Annotated in this window: 20 protein-coding genes and 4 pseudogenes; 10 read left to right on the plus strand and 14 right to left on the minus strand. The window is 43.5% G+C overall.

The window, feature by feature from the left end; genetic code table 11:
- Positions 1 to 984 precede the first annotated feature (984 nt).
- From ACQY3F_RS08330 to ACQY3F_RS08340, 3 genes and pseudogenes are all read right to left on the minus strand, one after another.
- Positions 985 to 1,245, minus strand: a pseudogene (locus ACQY3F_RS08330) (IS1380 family transposase); the annotation flags it as partial.
- Between the two features lie 20 nt (positions 1,246 to 1,265).
- Positions 1,266 to 2,462 carry an ISAzo13 family transposase gene (locus tag ACQY3F_RS08335; protein WP_428352931.1) on the minus strand — a complete coding sequence of 399 codons (1,197 nt, stop codon included), beginning with the start codon at positions 2,460 to 2,462 and terminating at the stop codon, positions 1,266 to 1,268.
- An 83-nt stretch (positions 2,463 to 2,545) separates the two neighbouring features.
- Entirely contained in the window at positions 2,546 to 3,667 is a 1,122-nt protein-coding gene (locus ACQY3F_RS08340) for an IS1380 family transposase (protein WP_428354397.1), read from the minus strand.
- A 79-nt stretch (positions 3,668 to 3,746) separates the two neighbouring features.
- Here ACQY3F_RS08340 and ACQY3F_RS08345 point away from each other — a divergent pair, with 79 nt between their 5' ends.
- Positions 3,747 to 3,911 (plus strand): hypothetical protein, encoded by a 165-nt coding sequence (locus tag ACQY3F_RS08345; protein WP_428354398.1) that lies wholly within the window; start codon positions 3,747 to 3,749, stop codon positions 3,909 to 3,911.
- 9 nt (positions 3,912 to 3,920) lie between these two features.
- On the opposite strand, the gene ACQY3F_RS08350 is transcribed toward ACQY3F_RS08345, so the two are convergent.
- From ACQY3F_RS08350 to ACQY3F_RS08370, 5 genes and pseudogenes are all read right to left on the minus strand, one after another.
- Positions 3,921 to 5,654: a putative transposase gene (locus tag ACQY3F_RS08350; protein WP_428354399.1), complete on the minus strand. Its 1,734-nt coding sequence runs from the start codon at positions 5,652 to 5,654 to the stop codon at positions 3,921 to 3,923.
- 59 nt (positions 5,655 to 5,713) lie between these two features.
- The gene (locus ACQY3F_RS08355; protein ID WP_428354267.1) at positions 5,714 to 6,097 is read right to left on the minus strand and encodes a hypothetical protein; all 384 of its coding nucleotides are present in this window, start codon (positions 6,095 to 6,097) and stop codon (positions 5,714 to 5,716) included.
- Positions 6,042 to 6,176: a hypothetical protein gene (locus ACQY3F_RS08360; RefSeq protein ID WP_428354266.1), complete on the minus strand. Its 135-nt coding sequence runs from the start codon at positions 6,174 to 6,176 to the stop codon at positions 6,042 to 6,044. The genes ACQY3F_RS08355 and ACQY3F_RS08360 overlap by 56 nt, the downstream gene beginning before the upstream one ends.
- A 218-nt stretch (positions 6,177 to 6,394) precedes the next feature.
- Positions 6,395 to 6,790, minus strand: a pseudogene (locus ACQY3F_RS08365) (transposase); the annotation flags it as partial.
- A gap of 82 nt (positions 6,791 to 6,872) precedes the next feature.
- Positions 6,873 to 7,133: an IPTL-CTERM sorting domain-containing protein gene (locus ACQY3F_RS08370; RefSeq protein WP_428357640.1), complete on the minus strand. Its 261-nt coding sequence runs from the start codon at positions 7,131 to 7,133 to the stop codon at positions 6,873 to 6,875.
- Between the two features lie 81 nt (positions 7,134 to 7,214).
- Here ACQY3F_RS08370 and ACQY3F_RS08375 point away from each other — a divergent pair, with 81 nt between their 5' ends.
- A complete protein-coding gene (locus tag ACQY3F_RS08375; RefSeq protein WP_428354400.1) occupies positions 7,215 to 9,401 on the plus strand; it encodes an IS4 family transposase in 2,187 nt (728 codons plus the stop codon).
- Positions 9,402 to 9,549: 148 nt separating this feature from the next.
- Here ACQY3F_RS08375 and ACQY3F_RS08380 read toward each other — a convergent pair whose 3' ends face one another.
- Genes ACQY3F_RS08380 through ACQY3F_RS08390 form a run of 3 tightly spaced genes read right to left on the minus strand, consistent with a single transcriptional unit; the run spans position 9,550 to position 10,431 of the window.
- Complete coding sequence (locus ACQY3F_RS08380; protein ID WP_428354401.1) at positions 9,550 to 9,843, minus strand: hypothetical protein; 294 nt, start codon at positions 9,841 to 9,843, stop codon at positions 9,550 to 9,552.
- An 18-nt stretch (positions 9,844 to 9,861) separates the two neighbouring features.
- Positions 9,862 to 10,161: a type II toxin-antitoxin system RelE/ParE family toxin gene (locus ACQY3F_RS08385; RefSeq protein ID WP_428354402.1), complete on the minus strand. Its 300-nt coding sequence runs from the start codon at positions 10,159 to 10,161 to the stop codon at positions 9,862 to 9,864.
- A complete protein-coding gene (locus tag ACQY3F_RS08390; RefSeq protein WP_428354403.1) occupies positions 10,162 to 10,431 on the minus strand; it encodes a type II toxin-antitoxin system Phd/YefM family antitoxin in 270 nt (89 codons plus the stop codon).
- A gap of 664 nt (positions 10,432 to 11,095) precedes the next feature.
- Here ACQY3F_RS08390 and ACQY3F_RS08395 point away from each other — a divergent pair.
- On the plus strand, positions 11,096 to 11,326 hold the full coding sequence (locus tag ACQY3F_RS08395) for a hypothetical protein (RefSeq protein ID WP_428354404.1): 231 nt from the start codon (positions 11,096 to 11,098) through the stop codon (positions 11,324 to 11,326).
- A gap of 101 nt (positions 11,327 to 11,427) precedes the next feature.
- Entirely contained in the window at positions 11,428 to 12,417 is a 990-nt protein-coding gene (locus tag ACQY3F_RS08400) for an IS1634 family transposase (protein WP_428354405.1), read from the plus strand.
- A 29-nt stretch (positions 12,418 to 12,446) separates the two neighbouring features.
- Here the strand turns inward: ACQY3F_RS08400 and ACQY3F_RS08405 are convergent, their stop codons facing one another.
- The gene (locus tag ACQY3F_RS08405; RefSeq protein ID WP_428354406.1) at positions 12,447 to 13,463 is read right to left on the minus strand and encodes a putative transposase; all 1,017 of its coding nucleotides are present in this window, start codon (positions 13,461 to 13,463) and stop codon (positions 12,447 to 12,449) included.
- A 135-nt stretch (positions 13,464 to 13,598) separates the two neighbouring features.
- Here ACQY3F_RS08405 and ACQY3F_RS08410 point away from each other — a divergent pair, with 135 nt between their 5' ends.
- Together ACQY3F_RS08410 and ACQY3F_RS08415 are read left to right on the plus strand one after the other, a co-directional pair.
- Complete coding sequence (locus ACQY3F_RS08410) at positions 13,599 to 14,063, plus strand: hypothetical protein (RefSeq protein WP_428353676.1); 465 nt, start codon at positions 13,599 to 13,601, stop codon at positions 14,061 to 14,063.
- 107 nt (positions 14,064 to 14,170) lie between these two features.
- Positions 14,171 to 15,856 (plus strand): putative transposase, encoded by a 1,686-nt coding sequence (locus ACQY3F_RS08415; protein WP_428354407.1) that lies wholly within the window; start codon positions 14,171 to 14,173, stop codon positions 15,854 to 15,856.
- Here ACQY3F_RS08415 and ACQY3F_RS08420 read toward each other — a convergent pair.
- A complete protein-coding gene (locus tag ACQY3F_RS08420) occupies positions 15,795 to 16,655 on the minus strand; it encodes a putative transposase (protein WP_428354408.1) in 861 nt (286 codons plus the stop codon). The two genes, ACQY3F_RS08415 and ACQY3F_RS08420, sit on opposite strands and share 62 nt — an antisense overlap.
- Before the next feature lie 280 nt (positions 16,656 to 16,935).
- On the opposite strand from ACQY3F_RS08420, the pseudogene ACQY3F_RS08425 reads away from it, so the two are divergent.
- Together ACQY3F_RS08425 and ACQY3F_RS08430 are read left to right on the plus strand one after the other, a co-directional pair.
- A pseudogene (locus tag ACQY3F_RS08425) lies at positions 16,936 to 17,843 on the plus strand (tyrosine-type recombinase/integrase).
- Entirely contained in the window at positions 17,840 to 18,916 is a 1,077-nt protein-coding gene (locus tag ACQY3F_RS08430; RefSeq protein ID WP_428352924.1) for an IS91 family transposase, read from the plus strand. Before ACQY3F_RS08425 ends, ACQY3F_RS08430 begins: the two are co-directional and overlap by 4 nt.
- Positions 18,917 to 19,236: 320 nt before the next feature.
- Here ACQY3F_RS08430 and ACQY3F_RS08435 read toward each other — a convergent pair whose 3' ends face one another.
- On the minus strand, positions 19,237 to 19,617 hold the full coding sequence (locus ACQY3F_RS08435; protein ID WP_428354409.1) for a hypothetical protein: 381 nt from the start codon (positions 19,615 to 19,617) through the stop codon (positions 19,237 to 19,239).
- Positions 19,618 to 19,781: 164 nt separating this feature from the next.
- Here ACQY3F_RS08435 and ACQY3F_RS08440 point away from each other — a divergent pair, with 164 nt between their 5' ends.
- A complete protein-coding gene (locus tag ACQY3F_RS08440; protein WP_428354410.1) occupies positions 19,782 to 20,618 on the plus strand; it encodes an IS1634 family transposase in 837 nt (278 codons plus the stop codon).
- A 114-nt stretch (positions 20,619 to 20,732) separates the two neighbouring features.
- A pseudogene (locus ACQY3F_RS08445) lies at positions 20,733 to 21,413 on the plus strand (reverse transcriptase domain-containing protein); the annotation flags it as partial.
- Positions 21,414 to 21,452: the final 39 nt, after the last annotated feature.

The following is a 21,452-nucleotide window of genomic DNA, read 5'->3' on the forward strand; positions in this document are numbered from 1 at the left end:
CGATTCCCCTCACGGTTCCTCTTATACGAGTTTCATTGTCCCAGACGCTTCACACCACATCCGTGTCGCATGGCCTGGTAGGATACTGGAGGCAGAACTCCAGGTTGCGCCTCACTTAAAAAAAAGTGATTTACAACATATATTTATGCAACTTCGTGTCGCAACTAACGCCCAAATCAGCTGACGTTGGCAGATTTTTGATGAACTCTGACAACTCACTGAACTTTGACAAAAAATGACCTTTGAAAACGAGCTGCGCTGCCAACGGTCAGCTGGATTTTGTGTGTGTGTGTGTGCCCAGCATGGGCATGATTTTATGGGGTGTAAGTCCCCTGTACATTATCTGGGAAGTTGCCATAATTGGCAACTTTAAAAAGTACTAGCCGAGGGCAAGGGCGGAAGGGCGGAAGGGCGACCGACCGGCAGCCTTAAGAGTTAACAGGCGCGTTGATGGATAAGTGTAATCCACAATCAATATTAAGGGTTTGGTTAATATTATTTGGTCTGACTACGGTCCGGCACTTTTGGTAATCGCCCAGTGCGGACCCGCATGCTGGGTGCTGTGGGCAATGTCATTCACTTAAATACAAAAATAATAAAGTGATTAAAACTCATAAGCTTAAGGGAGATGGAAAGAAATAATCATCCAAACGAAGTAAGCTTGTGTCTCAATAATTTATAATATTGAATTCTGAATTTATTCTCACACTAGGCAGATAAGCTTGTTGATATTAACAGATAGCATTATACCTAAATCCTGCAAGCCCATATTTTGACTCTCATTAACCTGTCTAGCTAAGTGGTTATTAGGTTTTTACTGCCGCTTTGCCAGCCCTCTTTGTCCAACCGATCAAAATATCCAGATTTAAATCATAAATAGAGGAAATTTTTTGTATCGTATGGATATCCCCCGAGCCCAAGGCAATAAACACCCTGCCAACGTGCCATGACCTTTTAATCAAAGTGACTTAACTTCGGTTAATGTTAAGCGAGTAACCCCACCTTAACCCAATCATCCCATTCCTGTGGATAGAGCGGATCTGCAGGTGTTCTGACTCTCAGCTGATTATTGCCTGTGAGTAATTTTCCAGCCACCCGAATCAGATAAGTACGAAGTGTATCCGGCTCCCATTGGCACAACGTTTTGTTGCCACTCAATTGAGCCATCCAGCGCACGGTATTGTAGGCAAGAACGGCGCAATGAAATAATGCGGCATTAGCCAGAAATTGATTCGTTCTGATTTTAGGGAGATGGAAAGAAATAATCATCCAGAACAACCAGGAGAAATGGTCAAAAACCATTTCTCCAACGATGGCATTCGGTCAACAAACTGATAATACGTCTTCATTGCTTTTTTACCTACCTTTACTCCTGTTTCATATATTTTTTCTGTTAATTTAACAATAGGTGCTTTGCCATTGTAGGTCATACTTTTGGCAAATTTTAAAGTTGTTTCAACTGTATCCATTATGTCGCCACTAATATGATTTTCATAGGCTCCCCATACTCGTTCAATTGGGTTATATTTACTATGATAAGGAGGGTAGTAGGCCAGTTTTATCTTTATGTTGCTTTTTTCAGCAAACTCCACAAGCCTTTTTATAAACTGAGTTCTGGAGCTACTGTTCTCCATACCATTGTCAGCGTTAATTGTCAGAATATCTACTCCATATTTTTCTTGAATTTCTGGCCAAATTTCTTCCAATCGGTCAACGATGAAATCACTGCTGGCATAGCCTGCTGTAAAGAAAAGGAAAAAATCATCATGTTCAGGCAGATAAAAACCAAAAGGAGTTAACTTTTCCTTAACATCTAAATCATGATCCTCTGCTTTTGTTAAAACCCGATTTCGTCCTCCCCGTGAAAAATTTCCTATATTCATTCTTGCTTTGGCATCAATTGATATACGAATCTCTTTTGGGTTGATATCTGCCATTCCATTGACTGAATGAACTTGTTCAAAAATTGCATCCGTTTCCTTGATTTTCTTATGAGGCTTTGTTTTTTGTACCTTTTTTGGATGGTAACTCAGGTCATTTAATTTTGTATTGATAGTTTTTGAGCAAGGTAATGTTTTTTCATCGTAATAATCAATCTCCAGTAAACGTTTTCTAACTTCTTTAGCCGTTAGCCGGGTATATAATCGACAGGAATTAAAAGAGGGATCCGTTTGACACTCCGGTTCAGCAATTTTTTTTATGTCATCAAGTAGATGAGGAAAATGCTCTTCACTTTTATTACGCCCTCTCGCTGAAAAATTATCTTCTATGGGCTGAGTTTCAAGTTCATATTGTCCTTTTCGGATAGTGCCTCTATTCCATCCTAGTTTTTCTTCAGCAATACTTGCACCACCTGAGCCTAGTAGCTCCACCGTTTCAGCCATGAATATACGACGTACCGAGCCTTTTAAACGATGGGCTGTATTTATAATCCAACCTATAATGCTATCTGTTAATATCAACAAGCTTATCTGCCTAGTGTGAGAATAAATTCAGAATTCATTATTATAAATTATTGAGACACAAGCTTACTTCGTTTGGATGATTATTTCTTTCCATCTCCCTTACCTAAACCCATTTGTGATTTTGCTTCTTCAATCCATGTTTCGCACGTCGCTCGTTCACCATACTTCTTATGTGTTTGCCAAGGCGATAGAGGTTCAGTTGTTACATAACAAAAATAGTCATATTCTGCCGTATCCCAAAGCTCGGACTGAGGTCCTGTCACTTGTTTAGGTTGCTTTATCCTGACCGCGACAAACTGACGAGAGCGAGACCAGCCACCACAACGATATTGAAACTCGCTCTGCTCCCAACCGGGTCGGCCTTGTATGGCTGTCCAGGCCTGTTTGGCCAGCAATGCGTTCAAATTCTTAAGTTTAACCTTTATTAGATACCCATGCCCTCTGGTATCGAGAAATTCAAGCAAATCACCGACAAAATAACCACTGTCACCGCGAAAAATAATGCGCATCCGATTGGGCAAGTGTGCAAGTAACTGTTTGGTAAATTCTACAACACCATTGCTTGTAAAGGCATTGCCTGTCCGGAACCAGGCTTGTAAAATTTCTTTTGTTTCCGCTAGAAAAGCGAGTTGTGGATGGTATGAACGGGCACCTTTCTTTTTGGGGTTGAAGCCTTTGGCACTTCCTTCTTGTCGACCACAAACGGTGTCCACAGTTGAATCGACATCGACCCACTGGACGGATTGTATGCCAGTTTTCGATTTTCCGGAACGAAGCAATCGCCGCCAGTGTTGACCACGCAAAGTATGCGTGAGCGTTTCAAACTGGCTTATCTGCCTATCACTTACTTCTTTAAAGATCCGTAAAATTGTGGTTTCAACAGGAATCTTTATCCAGCCAGCTACTTTGCGCAGTACGCTATCTGCCCATACGGTCGTCACCTTTGCCATTGATGTTGCTCCCCCCATCATGCCAACCAACGTCAATAGAACCACATCAGATAAGTGATGGTCTGCATTTTCACCCCGCCGATGTGGAACGCTTTGTTTTACGGTTTTTTCAAAACCTATCCTGTCTAAATATTTCACGACGGGAATCAGTCCCGCCTGGCTTGTCAATCCATGTGCTGTAGATGTCATTTTTACCGTTCGGGTACGGTTTCTTACGTGAGATGAGGATTTTGATACTTTAGAGGGCTTCATTAAAACAATGAGATAGTGAAATCAGGAAAATGATATTATATCATTGTTTAATAAGGAGTTTTGTGGATTATTATGTATAATGCTTGCAGGATTTAGGTTATATATAAATACAGCCCATCGTTTAAAAGGCTCGGTACGTCGTATATTCATGGCTGAAACGGTGGAGCTACTAGGCTCAGGTGGTGCAAGTATTGCTGAAGAAAAACTAGGATCAGACATCTTGATTCAGACGAAACTAATTTGAGACCATTTCCTAATTTTTTGCGGATGAAGTCAGCTCATAAATTAAGCGCAGATCGGTTCCTGGATAATTGAGTTCCGTTTGATTGAGTTGTTCAAATAACTTTTCTATTGCTTTATTACTTGCAGGTCGGGAAGTACTATGCACACGTATCCGAAGTTGTTTTTTTACTTCATCGGGTAATATATCTGCTTCTGTCACAAACAGCGTTTGTAATAGTTGCCTTGCCATCGGAAAGTCGATTGTCGGTGAGGTTAGCAGAGCGGCCATTGCTGTTTCTGCCCGATAAGCGATCATGTTGACAGTATCTATCAGCCGCTTTTTCCCTGGCAGAAGCTGTTCGAACTTATCTTCGTCTCTCAACTCTTGCCAGGTAATGTGTTTGGGCGTTTGGCTTAGTTTTTCCTTGATGGTTTTTAGTTCATTTTCATAATGCTCTATTTCTTCGAGTAATTCTGCTCGTTTTCTTTCCCATTTCTTGTATTTCACATCTTCCGTTTCATCTTTTTTAATCACCGGATGAAGTTCCATCGCTGCAAATCGAGATAGACGGTAATTGAGTTTGGATTGTATCGAATTACGCTGTCCTTCCTGTTGGCGCCTATCAGGGTTGACCACCTTTTGGGTATCGGATAGTGGCTCTATTCCATACTCCTGTAGCATGTCTATCCGATAGTGGTGCTTCATATATCTAAAAAAGTTCTCTTGGCACCACCGGCTAAACATTCGCCCAGAAACAGCCGTCAATTCTAGTTCATAGGCTGTGGTAATAATACTGGTTTGGTGACCAGAATCAGTCAACTTGCGCACTTCTCTCATCCACATCGCCTGTTTTTTGGTTCCAACCAGACTGCCTCGTTCGGCGAGTTTCATGATGACTTTTTCACCACTCGGTAGGGTGATCTCCTGGCCGGAAAAATTGTCCAGTGGCCAATTTTCGGTGGGAAATTTATGATAGGTCATGCAAGCGACACGATGCTTGTTCCACATCTTTCTAAAGAATGCGGGGCTATAGCCTTCTCTATCAAACACCAGGATAAAACGACAGGCTTGTTTGTTTTGCTGTAATGCTTGTGCACTCGGTTGATTCGGAATGTCTTTGAGTAATCGGGGGACGATATCTTCTTCCAGCGTTTTTAGTAAGCCCGGATCCACCGTTTTTTCAACGACAAAGAAGGGACGCCCCGTACCATCATTAACCCAGTAGTCGGTGATACCCCGTAAGCAGAGTTTTTCGCGTGAAACATGTCGTTTGGAAAGTTTTGTCAAGTGTCCATGGTAGACACGGACATGACCATCTATGTAGAGTGTTCCTGCAGCTTCTGGCTCACTTTCCATCCATTGCCGACAGAGGTTGGCCGCCCAGCTTTCGACTGATTTTGGTTCAGCCAGTCCTTTTACTTTGGATCTTAAACAACGCACTTCGGGAGCCCGATCCAGGCCAAGTAGTTTTCCGAATTCACCCGGTGCATGCTCGCGAAGTTGTTCGGCATTTTTGATGCGACATAGTCCCATAAAGGCGAGTAGCAATAGGATATGAAAGGTTTGATAATAACCTGTCAGTTTGCCCAGGTGGCGCTCAATGTCATTTAATAAGCCATTGCCAAGTAACGCGGGCAATGCACATAACACACCGCCTTTAGGAACATCTAAACAGGATTCGAATTCGATTGAGGCTCCCTTTTCCTGCTCACCCAAAGCAGCCTGGATTCGCTCTTCTACTCGAGTGCAGGCCGTACCAAGCACATCGGCTGCATTGGCATCTATAATATCACGGGCTGATTTGGTACTGCCATCATTGGGGTCTATTGATGCGGCAGACTTTTTTTTAAACGTCCATCACTGATCGCCTTGCGAAAGGTATCTGCCCGGATGCCTAATTCTTTAGCGGCTTCGTTAGGCGTCATACCTTGATCCAGATATTCCTGAGCTTGCTGCAAAACCTCAAGCGTAAAGAGTGGTCCTCCCTTGCGAGTCGGGCGAGGTTCAAAAAACGAATCAGCCCCTTTTTCTCGTAGTTGCCTTAATGAGCGCATAACACTACTTTTAGAGACACCAAAGGTTGTAATAATATCGATTGAACGACAGGAACCGGTATTGGTGAGTTGAGAGGTGTGAAGTCTAAATAATCTCTTATTGTCCCTGGTGAGAATAGATCGGGATACCGCCGAGGAAATAAAACCACTCATCATTTCGGTTATCAACACTGACCTGACCATTTATAATAGTCGTACCCTGAGGAATTATTGGGAGCATGAGTTGCTGCATTAATTGAATACCTCGTATGATATGAGGGCTTAGTTTAACCTAAATGAGTACCATTTTCATTTCTTTAGCTGAAAATATCAATCATTTGACAATAATTCCCTAACCCTTTAATTATATTGCCTAGTTTAAGTTTTAATGGATTTCTTTCAGGATAGCGAATCAAGATGTCTGAGAATAACAAAATCAGTTGCTTACAAATTTGTTATTCAAGAGTTACAAAAGTTCTCGATTCCGTTGATATGATTATGCTTGATTTTATCGTAAGATCGGCATTAGTGTCTTGCTCTTGGCATATGGAGTAATCTGTGTGTAAACGTTACCTCCACGTTTGAGGATTCCGAATACGGGAACTTTATCTGCCGCACCTCGTCCGCGCTTGCCTTTATGGGAGCCACCAAAATAGCTTTCATCGACTTTAAACTCCCCTGGAAGTCATAGCATCGTTTTCTGCCTCAAGCGCAATAGGGTACAATAATCTCGCGTAAACAATGGAAATAATAAACAGCCGTTGTCTTGTTCATATTAATTGGCTTTGCTGCTTCGCACGCGGTTGGTCCAGACACAAAATGTTCAATCAATCTTAATTTATATGTGCTTAATCTACTTTTTCTCATGCCCATAGTGATAACCTTTCTCAGTTATCTAGGACAGCCCCAAATCTATTCATATTTATAACTCTATTTTTATTTTTTCGTTTTATAGTTGTTTATAAAAATTTATACTAAATTTAGGGTTATTAGCTATTGCTAATAACCCTATTAAACTTGATAAGAGCATTATTGCCCATTGCGATAATGTTGGAATCTGTTGGATGACAACCTGATTTCTTGTTACACCATTATCGACAGTTACAAATGTATCAGGGTTAATAATATCAAAAACTTGACTTCCAGGTGTCCCTGTTCCTAAATAATCAAATGTAATTGAAAAACCAGCTAATATGCTACCTGGGGGAATACCAGAACTGAGGGCTAGAACTGCCTATTACCCATAAATTACAGCTGGACAATCAAGAATAATTATTGCATGCTATAAGGCATGAATAAACAAAACCAAATCAAACGAACACTCTCCTTATCAAGCAATATAGAATACATCAAACAATTACTGGAAGGCAAGGGGGGGGTTGCACATAGAAGCGATTTAGCCAAACAAGTCTGTACACACTTTGAATTTCACGATGCACGTGGGGAAATGCAAACCAGTGGCTGCCTGAAAGCACTCCGTGATCTAGAATCATCGGGGCATTTTGAGCTACCCAGGGTGCAACACAAAACGGGCACAAAATCACCCCGCCGTTTAACGGACTCCGTACCACATCCTGTTGATGTACCCGATGAAGTCAGGCACATTGCAGCGCTTGAATTGGTACTAGTACAAGAGGCAGATCAGATGCGAACCTGGAATGAACTGATGCTTACAGAACACTACCTGAAAGCAGCAATATTGGTGGGCAGGCAAATGCGCTACCTGATTCGTTCCGAGCATGGCTGGTTAGGAGGGATTGGGTATGCCGCGCCGGCTTTGCAATTATCCGCCCGCGATCAATGGATAGGCTGGAATCAAGAAGAGCATCAAGCACAGCTCCATATGATCGTCGGGATGAGTCGTTTTTTGATCCGTCCCAGTGTCAACTGCAAAAACCTGGCATCGAAAGTACTAGGCATGAGCATGGCAACGATAGCAAAAGATTTTAACCGGCAGTATGGATACTCACCCTTGCTCATTGAAAGCTTTGTTGATACCGAGCACTATTCGGGCACCTGCTATAAGGCTTCAAACTGGTTGGCCATCGGAAAAACCAAAGGGCGGGGACGCCAGGACCGGCATAATGACTCGACATTAAGTCAAAAAACGATTTATATGTACCCACTCGACACCTCTTTCAGGAAACAATTGGGATTATCAGCCAATGCAGGTCTGGGCGCACTGACTATCAGTGAAGGACTGGATGCTGCGCAATGGGCCGAACATGAATTTGGCGGTGCGCCACTGGGTGATAAACGATTAAGCAAAAGACTCGTCAACGTCGCTCATGCAAAAGCCCAGAACCCTGGCAGTGCCTTCTCAGGGACAGTTGAAGGTGACTGGCCCGCCACCAAGGCCTACTATCGCATGATTGACCAGCCAGAAGGCTCAGCCGTTAATCTGGAAAATATCTTGCAACCTCACCGCGAACGGACAGCGCGACGGATGATGGGGCAAAAAACGGTGCTATGCCTGCAAGATGGCAGTGAACTCAACTACACAAACCTGGATAAATGCAGTGGTTTAGGGGAGTTGAAAGCCAACCAGACCGGTGCAAAAACCAAAGGACTGACTTTACACTCAAGCTTCGCCATTGCGCCAAACGGATTGCCATTGGGCGTCCTAAAAGCACAGTGTATTGCTCCGCACCCCCGATTGCCCGATGACAAACGTAAACCATCAAAAATACCGATTGAAGAAAAAAAGACCTTTGTCTGGATAGAGCACCACCGTGACCTGGTTGAATTAGCGGCCACCATGCCGCAAACACAACTGATTAATGTCTGTGACCGGGAAGCTGATTTTTTTGAATTGTTTGATGAACAAAGAAAAAATCCCTGTGTTGAACTGCTTATTCGTGCTCAGCACGACCGTAATATTAATGAATCCCCCTTCAAGCTGTTCGCAGCCATTCGTGAAACCAGAGTACAAAGTCGAGTTAGCGTCAATGTTCCCCAGCAAAGTGCCCGGCCTAAAAAAAGCAAGCAAAAAGCCAAAGCAGCAAGACCAGGAAGGCGGGCAGAACTGGCATTGCGTCACTTAGCCATACAACTCCCTGCTCCCAGCTATTATCATGACAAAGAGCCGGTTGAAATACAGCTTATCCATGCGCTAGAAGAAAACCCGCCTCAAGGCACAAAGGCCGTCGAGTGGTTTTTACTGACAACGATTAAAATTGAATCCGCAAAGGACATTGAAAAGTGTTTGCGTTGGTATACGTTGCGCTGGCGAATTGAAGACTGGCATCGTGTGCTAAAATCAGGCTGTAAAATTGACGATCTTGCTCATGAAACGGCTGAGCGGTTGCGTCGGGCGATTGGTATCAATCTGGTTATCGCCTGGCGGATCATGCTCATGACGCTTCTGGGTAGAGAAACGCCTGAGCTTCCTGCTGAAATATTATTTTCTGATGTTGAATTGCGTACCCTGCACGCCTACGCAAAAAAAAAGATTAAAACCCCCTTTGTTACTAGGTGAAGCTGTACAATTGGTAGCAAGAATTGGAGGACATCTGGGGCGGAAAAAAGATCCCCCGCCCGGTCATCAAATCATGTGGCGAGGGTACGCAGCTTTGCAGCTTTTGTGTGCAGGGTTCTTGCTGCTGGAAGGCGGGTGATATTGTGTGTCATGATTTATGGGTAATAGGCAGGGCTAGAACATCATAGAGCCCATCATCAGGTAAACCTAAATCTGGTTGGATAACTAATGAATCCCAGTTAGTAGGTGTTAAAGCCACTATAAGATTTTCATATAGATTATAATCAAAGAAGATAGAAAACTCTTCGATATCTGCAGAAAGGCTATCATTGTTGATGGTATAATTATATACCCAATTATTTCCTGAAATATGTGTCGCCACAAACTCAACGAAAAATAGGGTCCCGAATTGCGAATTAAGAGTGAAACAGAAGGTCAACATTTTCGCTGGATGCTATGACTATATTTTTCCTTCTGGCAGTACAAGTAATCTCTCACTGCGCCACACTCTAATAATATGAACTGAGTTTTTCTCCCTCAAATAAATAATTCGAAATGGCGGATGAATAAGTTCTTTTATTTTTATTTCGTCAAACTCTGGAACTTTTCTTCCAATGTCTGGGTTATCGCTTAAAGTCTGGATATGATCAATAATTGAAACTACATATTGTTCACCAATATAAGAAACACCTTCTTCCTTGTAATACTCTTTTATACTTTCAATGTCACTGAAAGCAGAATCGGAAATGAAGATTTTCACTCAGTATATTCCCAGCTTTTTTTTAACCTCACCTAGCTCTAGTTCGTTGCCTTCCTTAATCTCGATTAACCCCTGAGTGACGGCTTTCATAAACTCACGATTCTCTTCGTTTGCCTCATACTCATCAAGCCCTTGTACTACGGCAATGCCTTTTCCTCTACTAGTAAGGAGAATGGGACGATGAGAATTTTTCGCACGATTCACGATTTTTCCAGGGTTAACTTTGAGTTCTGAAAGAGAGATAACATCTTCAGAGAACTTAATTTGCATGAGTGGATCCTTGAATAAGTGACTAATAAGAGCTGATTATAGCACCTGTTTACAGGGTCTAAAAAACAGGAAAAAAACCAAAAGGGTGTGCGGCCGAGCAAGGTCGATAATTCCAGCAGGTGAAAGTCCCGCTCTGGCAAGGTAGGTCAACCACCAGATAGTAAACATCGGGCAGGCGGAGGTAACTCCAAACGTCAAGCACGATGGGCGCAAGCCAGCAGGCCGTAAGCGCAAGTTGAAGTGATTTAGCCTCGAAATGGTTTTACGTAAGCAGGACGACAGAGTACCCTTTCTGGACGTCCCTATTCTATGACGCGCATGACAAGTATCATAGAACTGCTTCGGGGTTGTAAAGCATGGCATGTTGGACATTGGGAATAATCGGCAACTCGGGAGATCCTGAGTCGTCTTTCAAAGAAGAGAGTAGGTTGAACAAGTGATAATAAAACAAGAACAACCGAAGCGGTTCAGGAAGTCGGATGGTGGCATAGTACCGATGAAAGTGTGTAATGCATCTGGAGAAAAGGCCATCACGACAACAACAGCGGAGCAGGGACACATGTATCATGCACAGTAATGTAGAAAGCGTGCCAACAAAACTGCAACGAAGCCTGAGAAAGCCAGCACAGACAAGGACTGTCAATTCACCAGCTTATATCACCTGATGAATAAAGAGTTACTGCTGGAATGCTTTACGCAGCTCAAAGGAAAAGCCGCGTCAGGCATAGATAATATCACCAAAGATCAATACGCTATTCATTTAGACGCAAACCTAGACAATCTAGTCGAGCGACTACATAAAATGGCGTATAAACCACAGCCTGTCTTAACCCATGTTCAGTCGTTTTTCGCTCAAAAACCACAACAGGTCTATTTTCATAGGATAAAAAAATAAAAACCTAATCATTACAAACATTTGCATTTCCAAGCAAAGCGTAGTGCCATAACATAACAAAAATAGTTGCATTCACTTGATTTTTATGGAAAAATTCAAGTATGTATATCCGATGCACAACGACCCGAACCAAGGCAACTGGCGAGACCTACAAAACGTTTCGGCTAGTTGAGTCCGAGCGAATTGATGGCAAGGTCAAGCAACGTACCCTGCTTAATCTGGGTCGTTTCTTCGATGTGCCCAAGTCCCAGTGGAAGTCATTATCAAGTCGTATTGATCAATTACTGACAGCACAGACTGACTGGCTCACTATTGACCTAGAGGAATCACTCGAAACACGGGCACAATATTACGCCACTCAAATCATCACATCCCGAAGTACAACCCTTGACGATAGCGTTCACTTTGAGACCGTTGATATCGGCAGTTTAGAGCTTGTACGACCGCGCCGTGTGGGAGTCGAGCAAATAGCGTTGCACGCTGTAAGGCAGTTAACCCTGGATGATAAATTGAAATCTCTGGGATTTAACCAGCACCAGCTTGCCGCCTCCCTCGGTACTATCATTGCTCGCATGGCCTGTCCTGCAAGTGAATTAGCCACACACGGCTGGCTGCAGACAACCAGCGGCCTCGGTGAGTTAATCGACTATGACTTCGAAGACATGGGGCTGGATCGTCTGTATCAGGTATCCGACCAATTATGGAAACACCGGGAAGCCATTGAAACCCATTTATATCAGCAAGAACGGGATCTGTTCAGCTTCAGTGAAACTATCACGCTTTATGATCTGACAAATACCTTCTTTGAAGGCGAAGCCAAAACAAACCCAGCCGCCCAAAGAGGCCGCTCCAAGGAAAAGCGCAGTGACTGTCCCCTGGTTACATTAGGGCTGGTGCTTGATGGCAGTGGCTTTCCACGTAAAAGCCAGATCTTCCCAGGTAATGCAAGTGAACCACAAACCCTGCAAACCATACTTGAAGGACTGGAAGGGCGAACAGGATCCACTGTGATACTTGATGCAGGCATTGCCAGTGAAGAAAACATCCAGTATCTCATTGAGCATGGCTTTCACTATATTCAGACATCTTGATTCAGACGAAACTAATTTGAGACCATTTCCTAATTTTTTGCGGATGAAGTCAGCTCATAAATTAAGCGCAGATCGGTTCCTGGATAGTTGAGTTCCGTTTGATTGAGTTGTTCAAATAACTTTTCTATTGCTTTATTACTTGCAGGTCGGGAAGTACTATGCACACGTATCCGAAGTTGTTTTTTTACTTTATCGGGTAATATATCTGCTTCTGTCACAAACAGCGTTTGTAATAGTTGCCTTGCCATCGGAAAGTCGATTGTCGGTGAGGTTAGCAGAGCGGCCATTGCTGTTTCTGCCCGATAAGCGATCATGTTGACAGTATCTATCAGCCGCTTTTTCCCTGGCAGAAGCTGTTCGAACTTATCTTCGTCTCTCAACTCTTGCCAGGTAATGTGTTTGGGCGTTTGGCTTAGTTGTTCCTTGATGGTTTTTAGTTCATTTTCATAATGCTCTATTTCTTCGAGTAATTCTGCTCGTTTTCTTTCCCATTTCTTGTATTTCACATCTTCCGTTTCATCTTTTTTAATCACCGGATGAAGTTCCATCGCTGCAAATCGAGATAGACGGTAATTGAGTTTGGATTGTATCGAATTACGCTGTCCTTCCTGTTGGCGCCTATCAGGGTTGACCACCTTTTGGGTATCGGATAGTGGCTCTATTCCATACTCCTGTAGCATGTCTAGCCCATAGTGGTGCTTCATATATCTAAAAAAGTTCTCTTGGCACCACCGGCTAAACATTCGCCCAGAAACAGCCGTCAATTCTAGTTCATAGGCTGTGGTAATAATACTGGTTTGGTGACCAGAATCAGTCAACTTGCGCACTTCTCTCATCCACATCGCCTGTTTTCCAGTTCCAACCAGACTGCCTCGTTCGGCGAGTTTCATGATGACTTTTTCACCACTCGGTAGGGTGATCTCCTGACTGGAAAAATTGTCCAGTGGCCAATTTTCGGTGGGAAATTTATGATAGGTCATGCAAGCGACACGATGCTTGTCCCACATCTTCAGACATCTTGATTCGCTATCCTGAAAGAAATCCATTAAAACTTAAACTAGGCAATATAATTAAAGGGTTAGGGAATTATTGTCAAATGATTGATATTTTCAGCTAAAGAAATGAAAACGGTACTCATTTAGGTTAAACTAAGCCCTCATATCATACGAGGTATTCAATTAATGCAGCAACTCATGCTCCCAATAATTCCTCAGGGTACGACTATTATAAATGGTCAGGTCAGTGTTGATAACCGAAATGATGAGTGGTTTTATTTCCTCGGCGGTATCCCGATCTATTCTCACCAGGCTGACAATAAGAGATTATTTAGACTTCACACCTCTCAACTCATCAATACCGGCTCCTGTCGTTCAATCGATATTATTACAACCTTTGGTGTCTCTAAAAGTAGTGTTATGCGCTCATTAAGGCAACTACGAGAAAAAGGGGCTGATTCGTTTTTTGAACCTCGCCCGACTCGCAAGGGAGGACCACTCTTTACGCTTGAGGTTTTGCAGCAAGCTCAGGAATATCTGGATCAAGGTATGACGCCTAACGAAGCCGCTAAAGAATTAGGCATCCGGGCAGATACCTTTCGCAAGGCGATCAGTGATGGACGTTTAAAAAAAAGTCTGCCGTATCAATAGACCCCAATGATGGCAGTACCAAATCAGCCCGTGATATTATTGATGCCAGTGCAGCCGAGTCACTCGGTACGGCCTGCACTCGAGTAGAAGAGCGAATCCAGGCGGCTTTGGGTGAGCAGGAAAAGGGAGCCTCAATCGAATTCGAATCCTGTTTAGATGTTCCTAAAGGCGGTGTGTTATGTGCATTGCCCGCGTTACTTAGCAATGGCTTATTAAATGACATTGAGCACCACCTTGGCAAACTGACAGGTTATTATCAAACCTTTCATATCCTATTGCTACTCGCCTTTATGGGACTATGTCGCATCAAAAATGCCGAACAACTTCGCGAGCATGCACCGGGTGAATTCGGCAAACTACTTGGCCTGGATCGGGTTCCCGAAGTGCGCTGTTTAAGAACCAAAGTAAAAGGACTGTCTGATCCAGAATCAGTTGAAAGCTGGGCGGCCGACCTCAGTCGACAATGGATGGAAAATGAACCAGAGGCAGCAGGAACACTCTACATAGATGGTCATGTCCGTGTCTATCATGGACACTTGACTAAACTTCCCAAACGGCATGTTTCACGCGAAAAACTCTGCTTACGGGGTATCACCGACTACTGGGTTAATGATGGTACGGGGCGTCCCTTCTTTGTCGTTGAAAAAACGGTGGATCCGGGCTTACTAAAAACGCTGGAAGAAGATATCGTCCCCCGATTACTCAAAGACATTCCGAATCAACCGAGTGCACAAGCATTACAGCAAAACAAACAAGCCTGTCGTTTTATCCTGGTGTTTGATAGAGAAGGCTATAGCCCCGCATTCTTTAGAAAGATGTGGGACAAGCATCGTGTCGCTTGCATGACCTATCATAAATTTCCCACCGAAAATTGGCCACTGGACAATTTTTCCAGTCAGGAGATCACCCTACCGAGTGGTGAAAAAGTCATCATGAAACTCGCCGAACGAGGCAGTCTGGTTGGAACCAAAAAACAGGCGATGTGGATGAGAGAAGTGCGCAAGTTGACTGATTCTGGTCACCAAACCAGTATTATTACCACAGCCTATGAACTAGAGTTGACGGCTGTTTCTGGGCGAATGTTTAGCCGGTGGTGCCAAGAGAACTTTTTTAGATATATGAAGCACCACTATGGGCTAGATATGCTACAGGAGTATGGAATAGAGCCACTATCCGATACCCAAAAGGTGGTCAACCCTGATAGGCGCCAACAGGAAGGACAGCGTAATTCGATACAATCCAAACTCAATTACCGTCTATCTCGATTTGCAGCGATGGAACTTCATCCGGTGATTAAAAAAGATGAAACGGAAGATGTGAAATACAAGAAATGGGAAAGAAAACGAGCAGAATTACTCGAAGAAATAGAGCATTATGAAAATGAACTAAAAACCATCAAGGAAAAACTAAGCCAAACGCCCAAACACATTACCTGGCAAGAGTTGAGAGACGAAGATAAGTTCGAACAGCTTCTGCCAGGGAAAAAGCGGCTGATAGATACTGTCAACATGATCGCTTATCGGGCAGAAACAGCAATGGCCGCTCTGCTAACCTCACCGACAATCGATTTTCCGATGGCAAGGCAACTATTACAAACGCTGTTTGTGACAGAAGCAGATATATTACCCGATGAAGTAAAAAAACAACTTCGGATACGTGTGCATAGTACTTCCCGACCTGCAAGTAATAAAGCAATAGAAAAGTTATTTGAACAACTCAATCAAACGGAACTCAATTATCCAGGAACCGATCTGCGCTTAATTTATGAGCTGACTTCATCCGCAAAAAATTAGGAAATGGTCTCAAATTAGTTTCGTCTGAATCAAGATGTCTGATCTTTCTAAAGAATGCGGGGCTATAGCCTTCTCTATCAAACACCAGGATAAAACGACAGGCTTGTTTGTTTTGCTGTAATGCTTGTGCACTCGGTTGATTCGGAATGTCTTTGAGTAATCGGGGGACGATATCTTCTTCCAGCGTTTTTAGTAAGCCCGGATCCACCGTTTTTTCAACGACAAAGAAGGGACGCCCCGTACCATCATTAACCCAGTAGTCGGTGATACCCCGTAAGCAGAGTTTTTCGCGTGAAACATGCCGTTTGGGAAGTTTAGTCAAGTGTCCATGATAGACACGGACATGACCATCTATGTAGAGTGTTCCTGCTGCCTCTGGTTCATTTTCCATCCATTGTCGACTGAGGTCGGCCGCCCAGCTTTCGACTGATTTTGGTTCAGCCAGTCCTTTTACTTTGGATCTTAAACAACGCACTTCGGGAGCCCGATCCAGGCCAAGTAGTTTTCCGAATTCACCCGGTGCATGCTCGCGAAGTTGTTCGGCATTTTTGATGCGACATAGCCCCATAAAGGCGAGTAGCAATAGAATATGAAAGGTTTGATAGTAACCTGTCAGTTTGCCCAGGTGGCGCTCAATGTCATTTAATAAGCCATTGCCAAGTAACGCGGGCAATGCACATAACACACCGCCTTTAGGAACATCTAAACAGGATTCGAATTCGATTGAGGCTCCCTTTTCCTGCTCACCCAAAGCAGCCTGGATTCGCTCTTCTACTCGAGTGCAGGCCGTACCAAGCACATCGGCTGCATTGGCATCTATAATATCACGGGCTGATTTGGTACTGCCATCATTGGGGTCTATTGATGCGGCAGACTTTTTTTTAAACGTCCATCACTGATCGCCTTGCGAAAGGTATCTGCCCGGATGCCTAATTCTTTAGCGGCTTCGTTGGACGAAGCCGCTATCGCGGAGAAAAACAGCGCATCCCTTAAATTTAAAGTGTAACCTCATTGCCTGTTATATGCATAACAGGTAACTTGTAAGCTCATCCAACTAACAATAATGAGGTTACACTGTTATGACACCATCGATAGAGCTTAAATTCAACCATTATTATATCCAGCACTGTAAGCATTTAAAGCTTAAGGGACTGCAACCCAAAACCATTGACGCTTATTCACGCGCTATTCGCCGTATCGGGGAACACTTTCAGGGGCATCTGGATAACTTAACGCAAGATCAACTGGTGGATTATTTTCATGCTCTTTTAAGCCGCCTTTCCTGGAGTGCCGTGAAACTAGATCTCTATGGTCTCAAGTTTTTCTATACACATGTGCTACAAAAGCCGTGGGTTGATGTGCTAATGATTAAACCACCACGATGTACGCGTATACCCGATATTGTCACTGTGGTTGAAGCACAACAACTGTTTATGTCGACCCGTAATCTAAGCTATCGAGTTTTTTATTTTACGATTTACAGTCTAGGTTTACGTTTGGGCGAGGGCTTAAGCCTGAAAGTAGGTGATATTGATGCGACACGCATGCGGGTACATATTCGCAATGCCAAAGGCAATAAGGATCGGCTTGTGCCTTTGCCTGTGAATACCTTGAAGGTGTTGCGTAAGTTTTGGGCTGTGCATAAAAATCCAGTGCTGGTATTTCCCAACCGTGCCCGGGGTCTAAAAGGTGCACATCTTGCTGAATCCCCCCTTGATCGCGGTGGCATCCAGAAGACAATCCGTCTTGTGACGCAAGAAATGGGACTAAAAAAAAGATTTCCTGCCACTCGCTGCGCCACAGTTACGCCACTCACCTGTTAGAAGCCGGGGTTGATTTAGTTGAGTTGCAGAAGATTCTGGGCCATACCAGTTTAGTAACCACGGCTCGCTATACGCATTTGACCGATATTACCGATGAGAATGCAGAGCTGCACATTAATCAGTTAGTCAATGACTTTTCTATTCACTGGGGGCAGATTTCATGATAACCCTAGCTGCAGTGATTGATCAATTTCAGTCTGACTTTTTAAGCGAGTATCAATCTCGTTTACGCTCCAATCAGATCAGTGCATTACATGCCATGAAGAGCTGTCGGACACAGCTGAGTCCTGTGATGCAGGTTAACTGTGCAGACTGTGACTATCAAACCTTTGTGCCTCATTCCTGTGGCCAGCGTAACTGCCCGCATTGTCAACATCATGAGAGTCAACAATGGATTGAACGACAGGTACAAAAACAAGTCCCTGCTGATTATTTTATGAATACCTTTACCTTACCTGCGCAGTTAAGGTCGTTAGCCAGGCAGCATCCGCGGTTACTTTACAGTATGATGTTTGACTGTGCCTGGGCGACTTTACAGAGTTTTAGTAAAAATGATAAGCAGTTGCAAGGCGATGCCGGGGCGATTGCTGTCTTACATACACACTCACGCGAATTAAATTATCATCCGCATATTCATGTCATTATGCCTGCGGCAATCGTGGATAAAATCAAGAAGCTCTGGCGCACTAAGGAAGGCAAATACCTGTTTCATCATAAAGCACTAGCAAAAGTATTTCGTGCAAAGATGCTAGCGCGTATGAACGAAGAAAAGTTGCCATTTCCCACAGCTATTCCGGAAAAATGGGTGGTCGATTGTAAGTTTGTCGGTGCAGGCGATAAAGCATTGATATATCTGGGTCGATACCTGTATCGTGGTGTGATTCGTGAACAGGATATCTTATCCTGCCAAAATGGCAAAGTAACCTACCGTTATCAAGACAGCAAAACCAAACGCTATCAAACCAAAACGGTATCGGGGGCTAAATTTCTGTGGCTGGTGCTGCAACATGTTTTGCCTAAAGGCTTTCGTCGTGCGCGCAATTATGGCTTTTTACATCCGAATAGCAAGGGTGTTATTAAGTTGATTCACTCCCTGCTAAAGTTTGACCCGACGAAGATATTGCGTGCACTCAAAGTACGGCCGGCATTCAGTTGCAAATGTTGTGGCGGGGCGATGGTTGTTGGGCGTCGGCAAATACCCAGGGTGGAAATAATGTTTCAGCCTTTGCCAACTTAACAATTGGAATCACTAGCGCTTATGTAAATTTAAACACTTCGACCCAGGCTATCAGCGGATTAAATGCTGAGGGAGTTGCTTGGGCTAAAATCGGAGATTAAGGCAGAATTTTGCTCCGATACTTGGACTTTGAGAGTTGACTGCAATGGACAACGCTCAAAGTTCAGTTAAACAGGTAAAAACAGAGGTTCGATTCATCAGTCGGGCTGATCAACAAAAAGCTATTTTCATAGAGCGCATTAAATGAATTCCTACTATCGTGCCGGGCTTGTCCAACAAACGGTTCAGATTGTGGCTCGCTTCGCGATCACAATCTAACCTTATTCGTTAGGCGTCATACCTTGATCCAGATATTCCTGAGCTTGCTGCAAAACCTCAAGCGTAAAGAGTGGTCCTCCCTTGCGAGTCGGGCGAGGTTCAAAAAACGAATCAGCCCCTTTTTCTCGTAGTTGCCTTAATGAGCGCATAACACTACTTTTAGAGACACCAAAGGTTGTAATAATATCGATTGAACGACAGGAACCGGTATTGATGAGTTGAGAGGTGTGAAGTCTAAATAATCTCTTATTGTCAGCCTGGTGAGAATAGATCGGGATACCGCCGAGGAAATAAAACCACTCATCATTTCGGTTATCAACACTGACCTGACCATTTATAATAGTCGTACCCTGAGGAATTATTGGGAGCATGAGTTGCTGCATTAATTGAATACCTCGTATGATATGAGGGCTTAGTTTAACCTAAATGAGTACCATTTTCATTTCTTTAGCTGAAAATATCAATCATTTGACAATAATTCCCTAACCCTTTAATTATATTGCCTAGTTTAAGTTTTAATGGATTTCTTTCAGGATAGCGAATCAAGATGTCTGATATTGTTGTCTCACGCAAACGCAAGCGGGATTTCGATGAAGAAAAGGCAACTCTGATCAAAGATATTCCGGGGCAACGCGTAAAAGTTCAAAAAGTGACTGTAGAAGAGACCGGAGAAATTGAACTGTACTGTCACTCGCAACTCAGGGAAAAGAAAGAACAAGCCATGCAGGATAGTTTTTCAGAAAAATATGAAACCGCACTCAACAGCCTGCATGCTGGATTGAGCAAAAAAGGAACCACAAAAAATTATACAAAAGTGTTAGAACGGCTGGGACGCATAAAGGAAAAATACGCGCGTGCAGCACAGCACTATGAAGTAACGGTCGTACCTGATGATGAAGGAGACAAGGCCAACTCAATCAGCTGGAAGCGTGTGGAAAAAGCCAACTCGCAGGCAACCCACCCCGGTGTCTATTGCTTACGCACCAACCTGACCGACTGGAATGAAGAAACGCTCTGGCGCACCTACACCATGCTAACCGATCTAGAAAGTGTTTTTCGCAGTCTGAAAAGTGAACTCGGGCTACGCCCTATCTACCATCGAAAAGAAGAACGGGTTAATGGGCATATCTTTATCACTCTCATTGCCTATCATCTCGTCCAGACGCTTCGTTATCAACTCAAAGCTGAACATATTAATGATAGCTGGCAGACGATTCGGCGGACAATGGAAAACCAGCAACGCATTACCGTTATTTTACGGCGGGAAGATGGAAAAACCATTCATCTAAGGAAAGCGACGAATGCAGAGCCGCGACAATCCGTTATTTATAAAGCACTGGAAATTTCAGCGCAGCCAGGAGGTGTTAAAAAAACATTGATTTAGCTTTAATTCAAAATAAAAAAATCTGTAGTGCCAACACCAAGGCCAGATTGTGCGTATCTAATTGTTTTTAAATAAGTTGTTGTCACTGAAATCGAAAGATGGTTAAGGATTTACATCCCCAAAGCAGGCAGTCAACGGAAACGGCCGCTGGGTATTCCGACGCTAGAAGATAAATTGGTACAGGCTGGCTTAGTCAAAATTCTGCAAGCAATCTATGAGCAAGATTTTGTTAACGACTCCTATGGGTTTAGACCCCTAAGAAGTTGTCATGACGCGTTACGTGCATTAAGCCAAACAGTCGAAGGCCAGCCCGTTCATTATATAGTTGAAGCCGATATAAAAGGCTTCTTTGATAATGTAGACCAAGAGCAACTGATACGCTTTATCAGTCATCGAATAGCGGACAAACGGATACTTAGACTCATCCAACGGTTTCTAAAAGCAGGGATACAAGAAGATGGGCAACACAAAGCCAGTGAAACAGGCACACCGCAAGGTGGGGTCATTTCACCACTGCTAGCCAACATTTACCTACACTACACGTTAGACCTATGGTTTGAATAGTGTATAAAGAGTAAATGCAAAGGCTATGCAAGGCTCATTCGCTATGCGGATGACTACGTTGTCTGTTTTCAAATAGAAGCCGAAGCCAAGCATTTCAAGGAAGCCATGGAAACACGGCTAAAGCAATTTAACCTTGAAGTTGCGCCCGAGAAAACCAAACTATTTAAATTTGGAAAATTTGCTCAATCAAAAGCAAAAGCCAGTGGCGAAAGACCCGCCACGTTTGATTTTCTAGGGTTCACGCACTACAACTCACGTAGTTGTGATGGC

Origin of the sequence: Methyloprofundus sp., from assembly GCF_965251085.1 — a bacterium.
Classification (GTDB): Bacteria; Pseudomonadota; Gammaproteobacteria; order Methylococcales; family Methylomonadaceae; genus Methyloprofundus.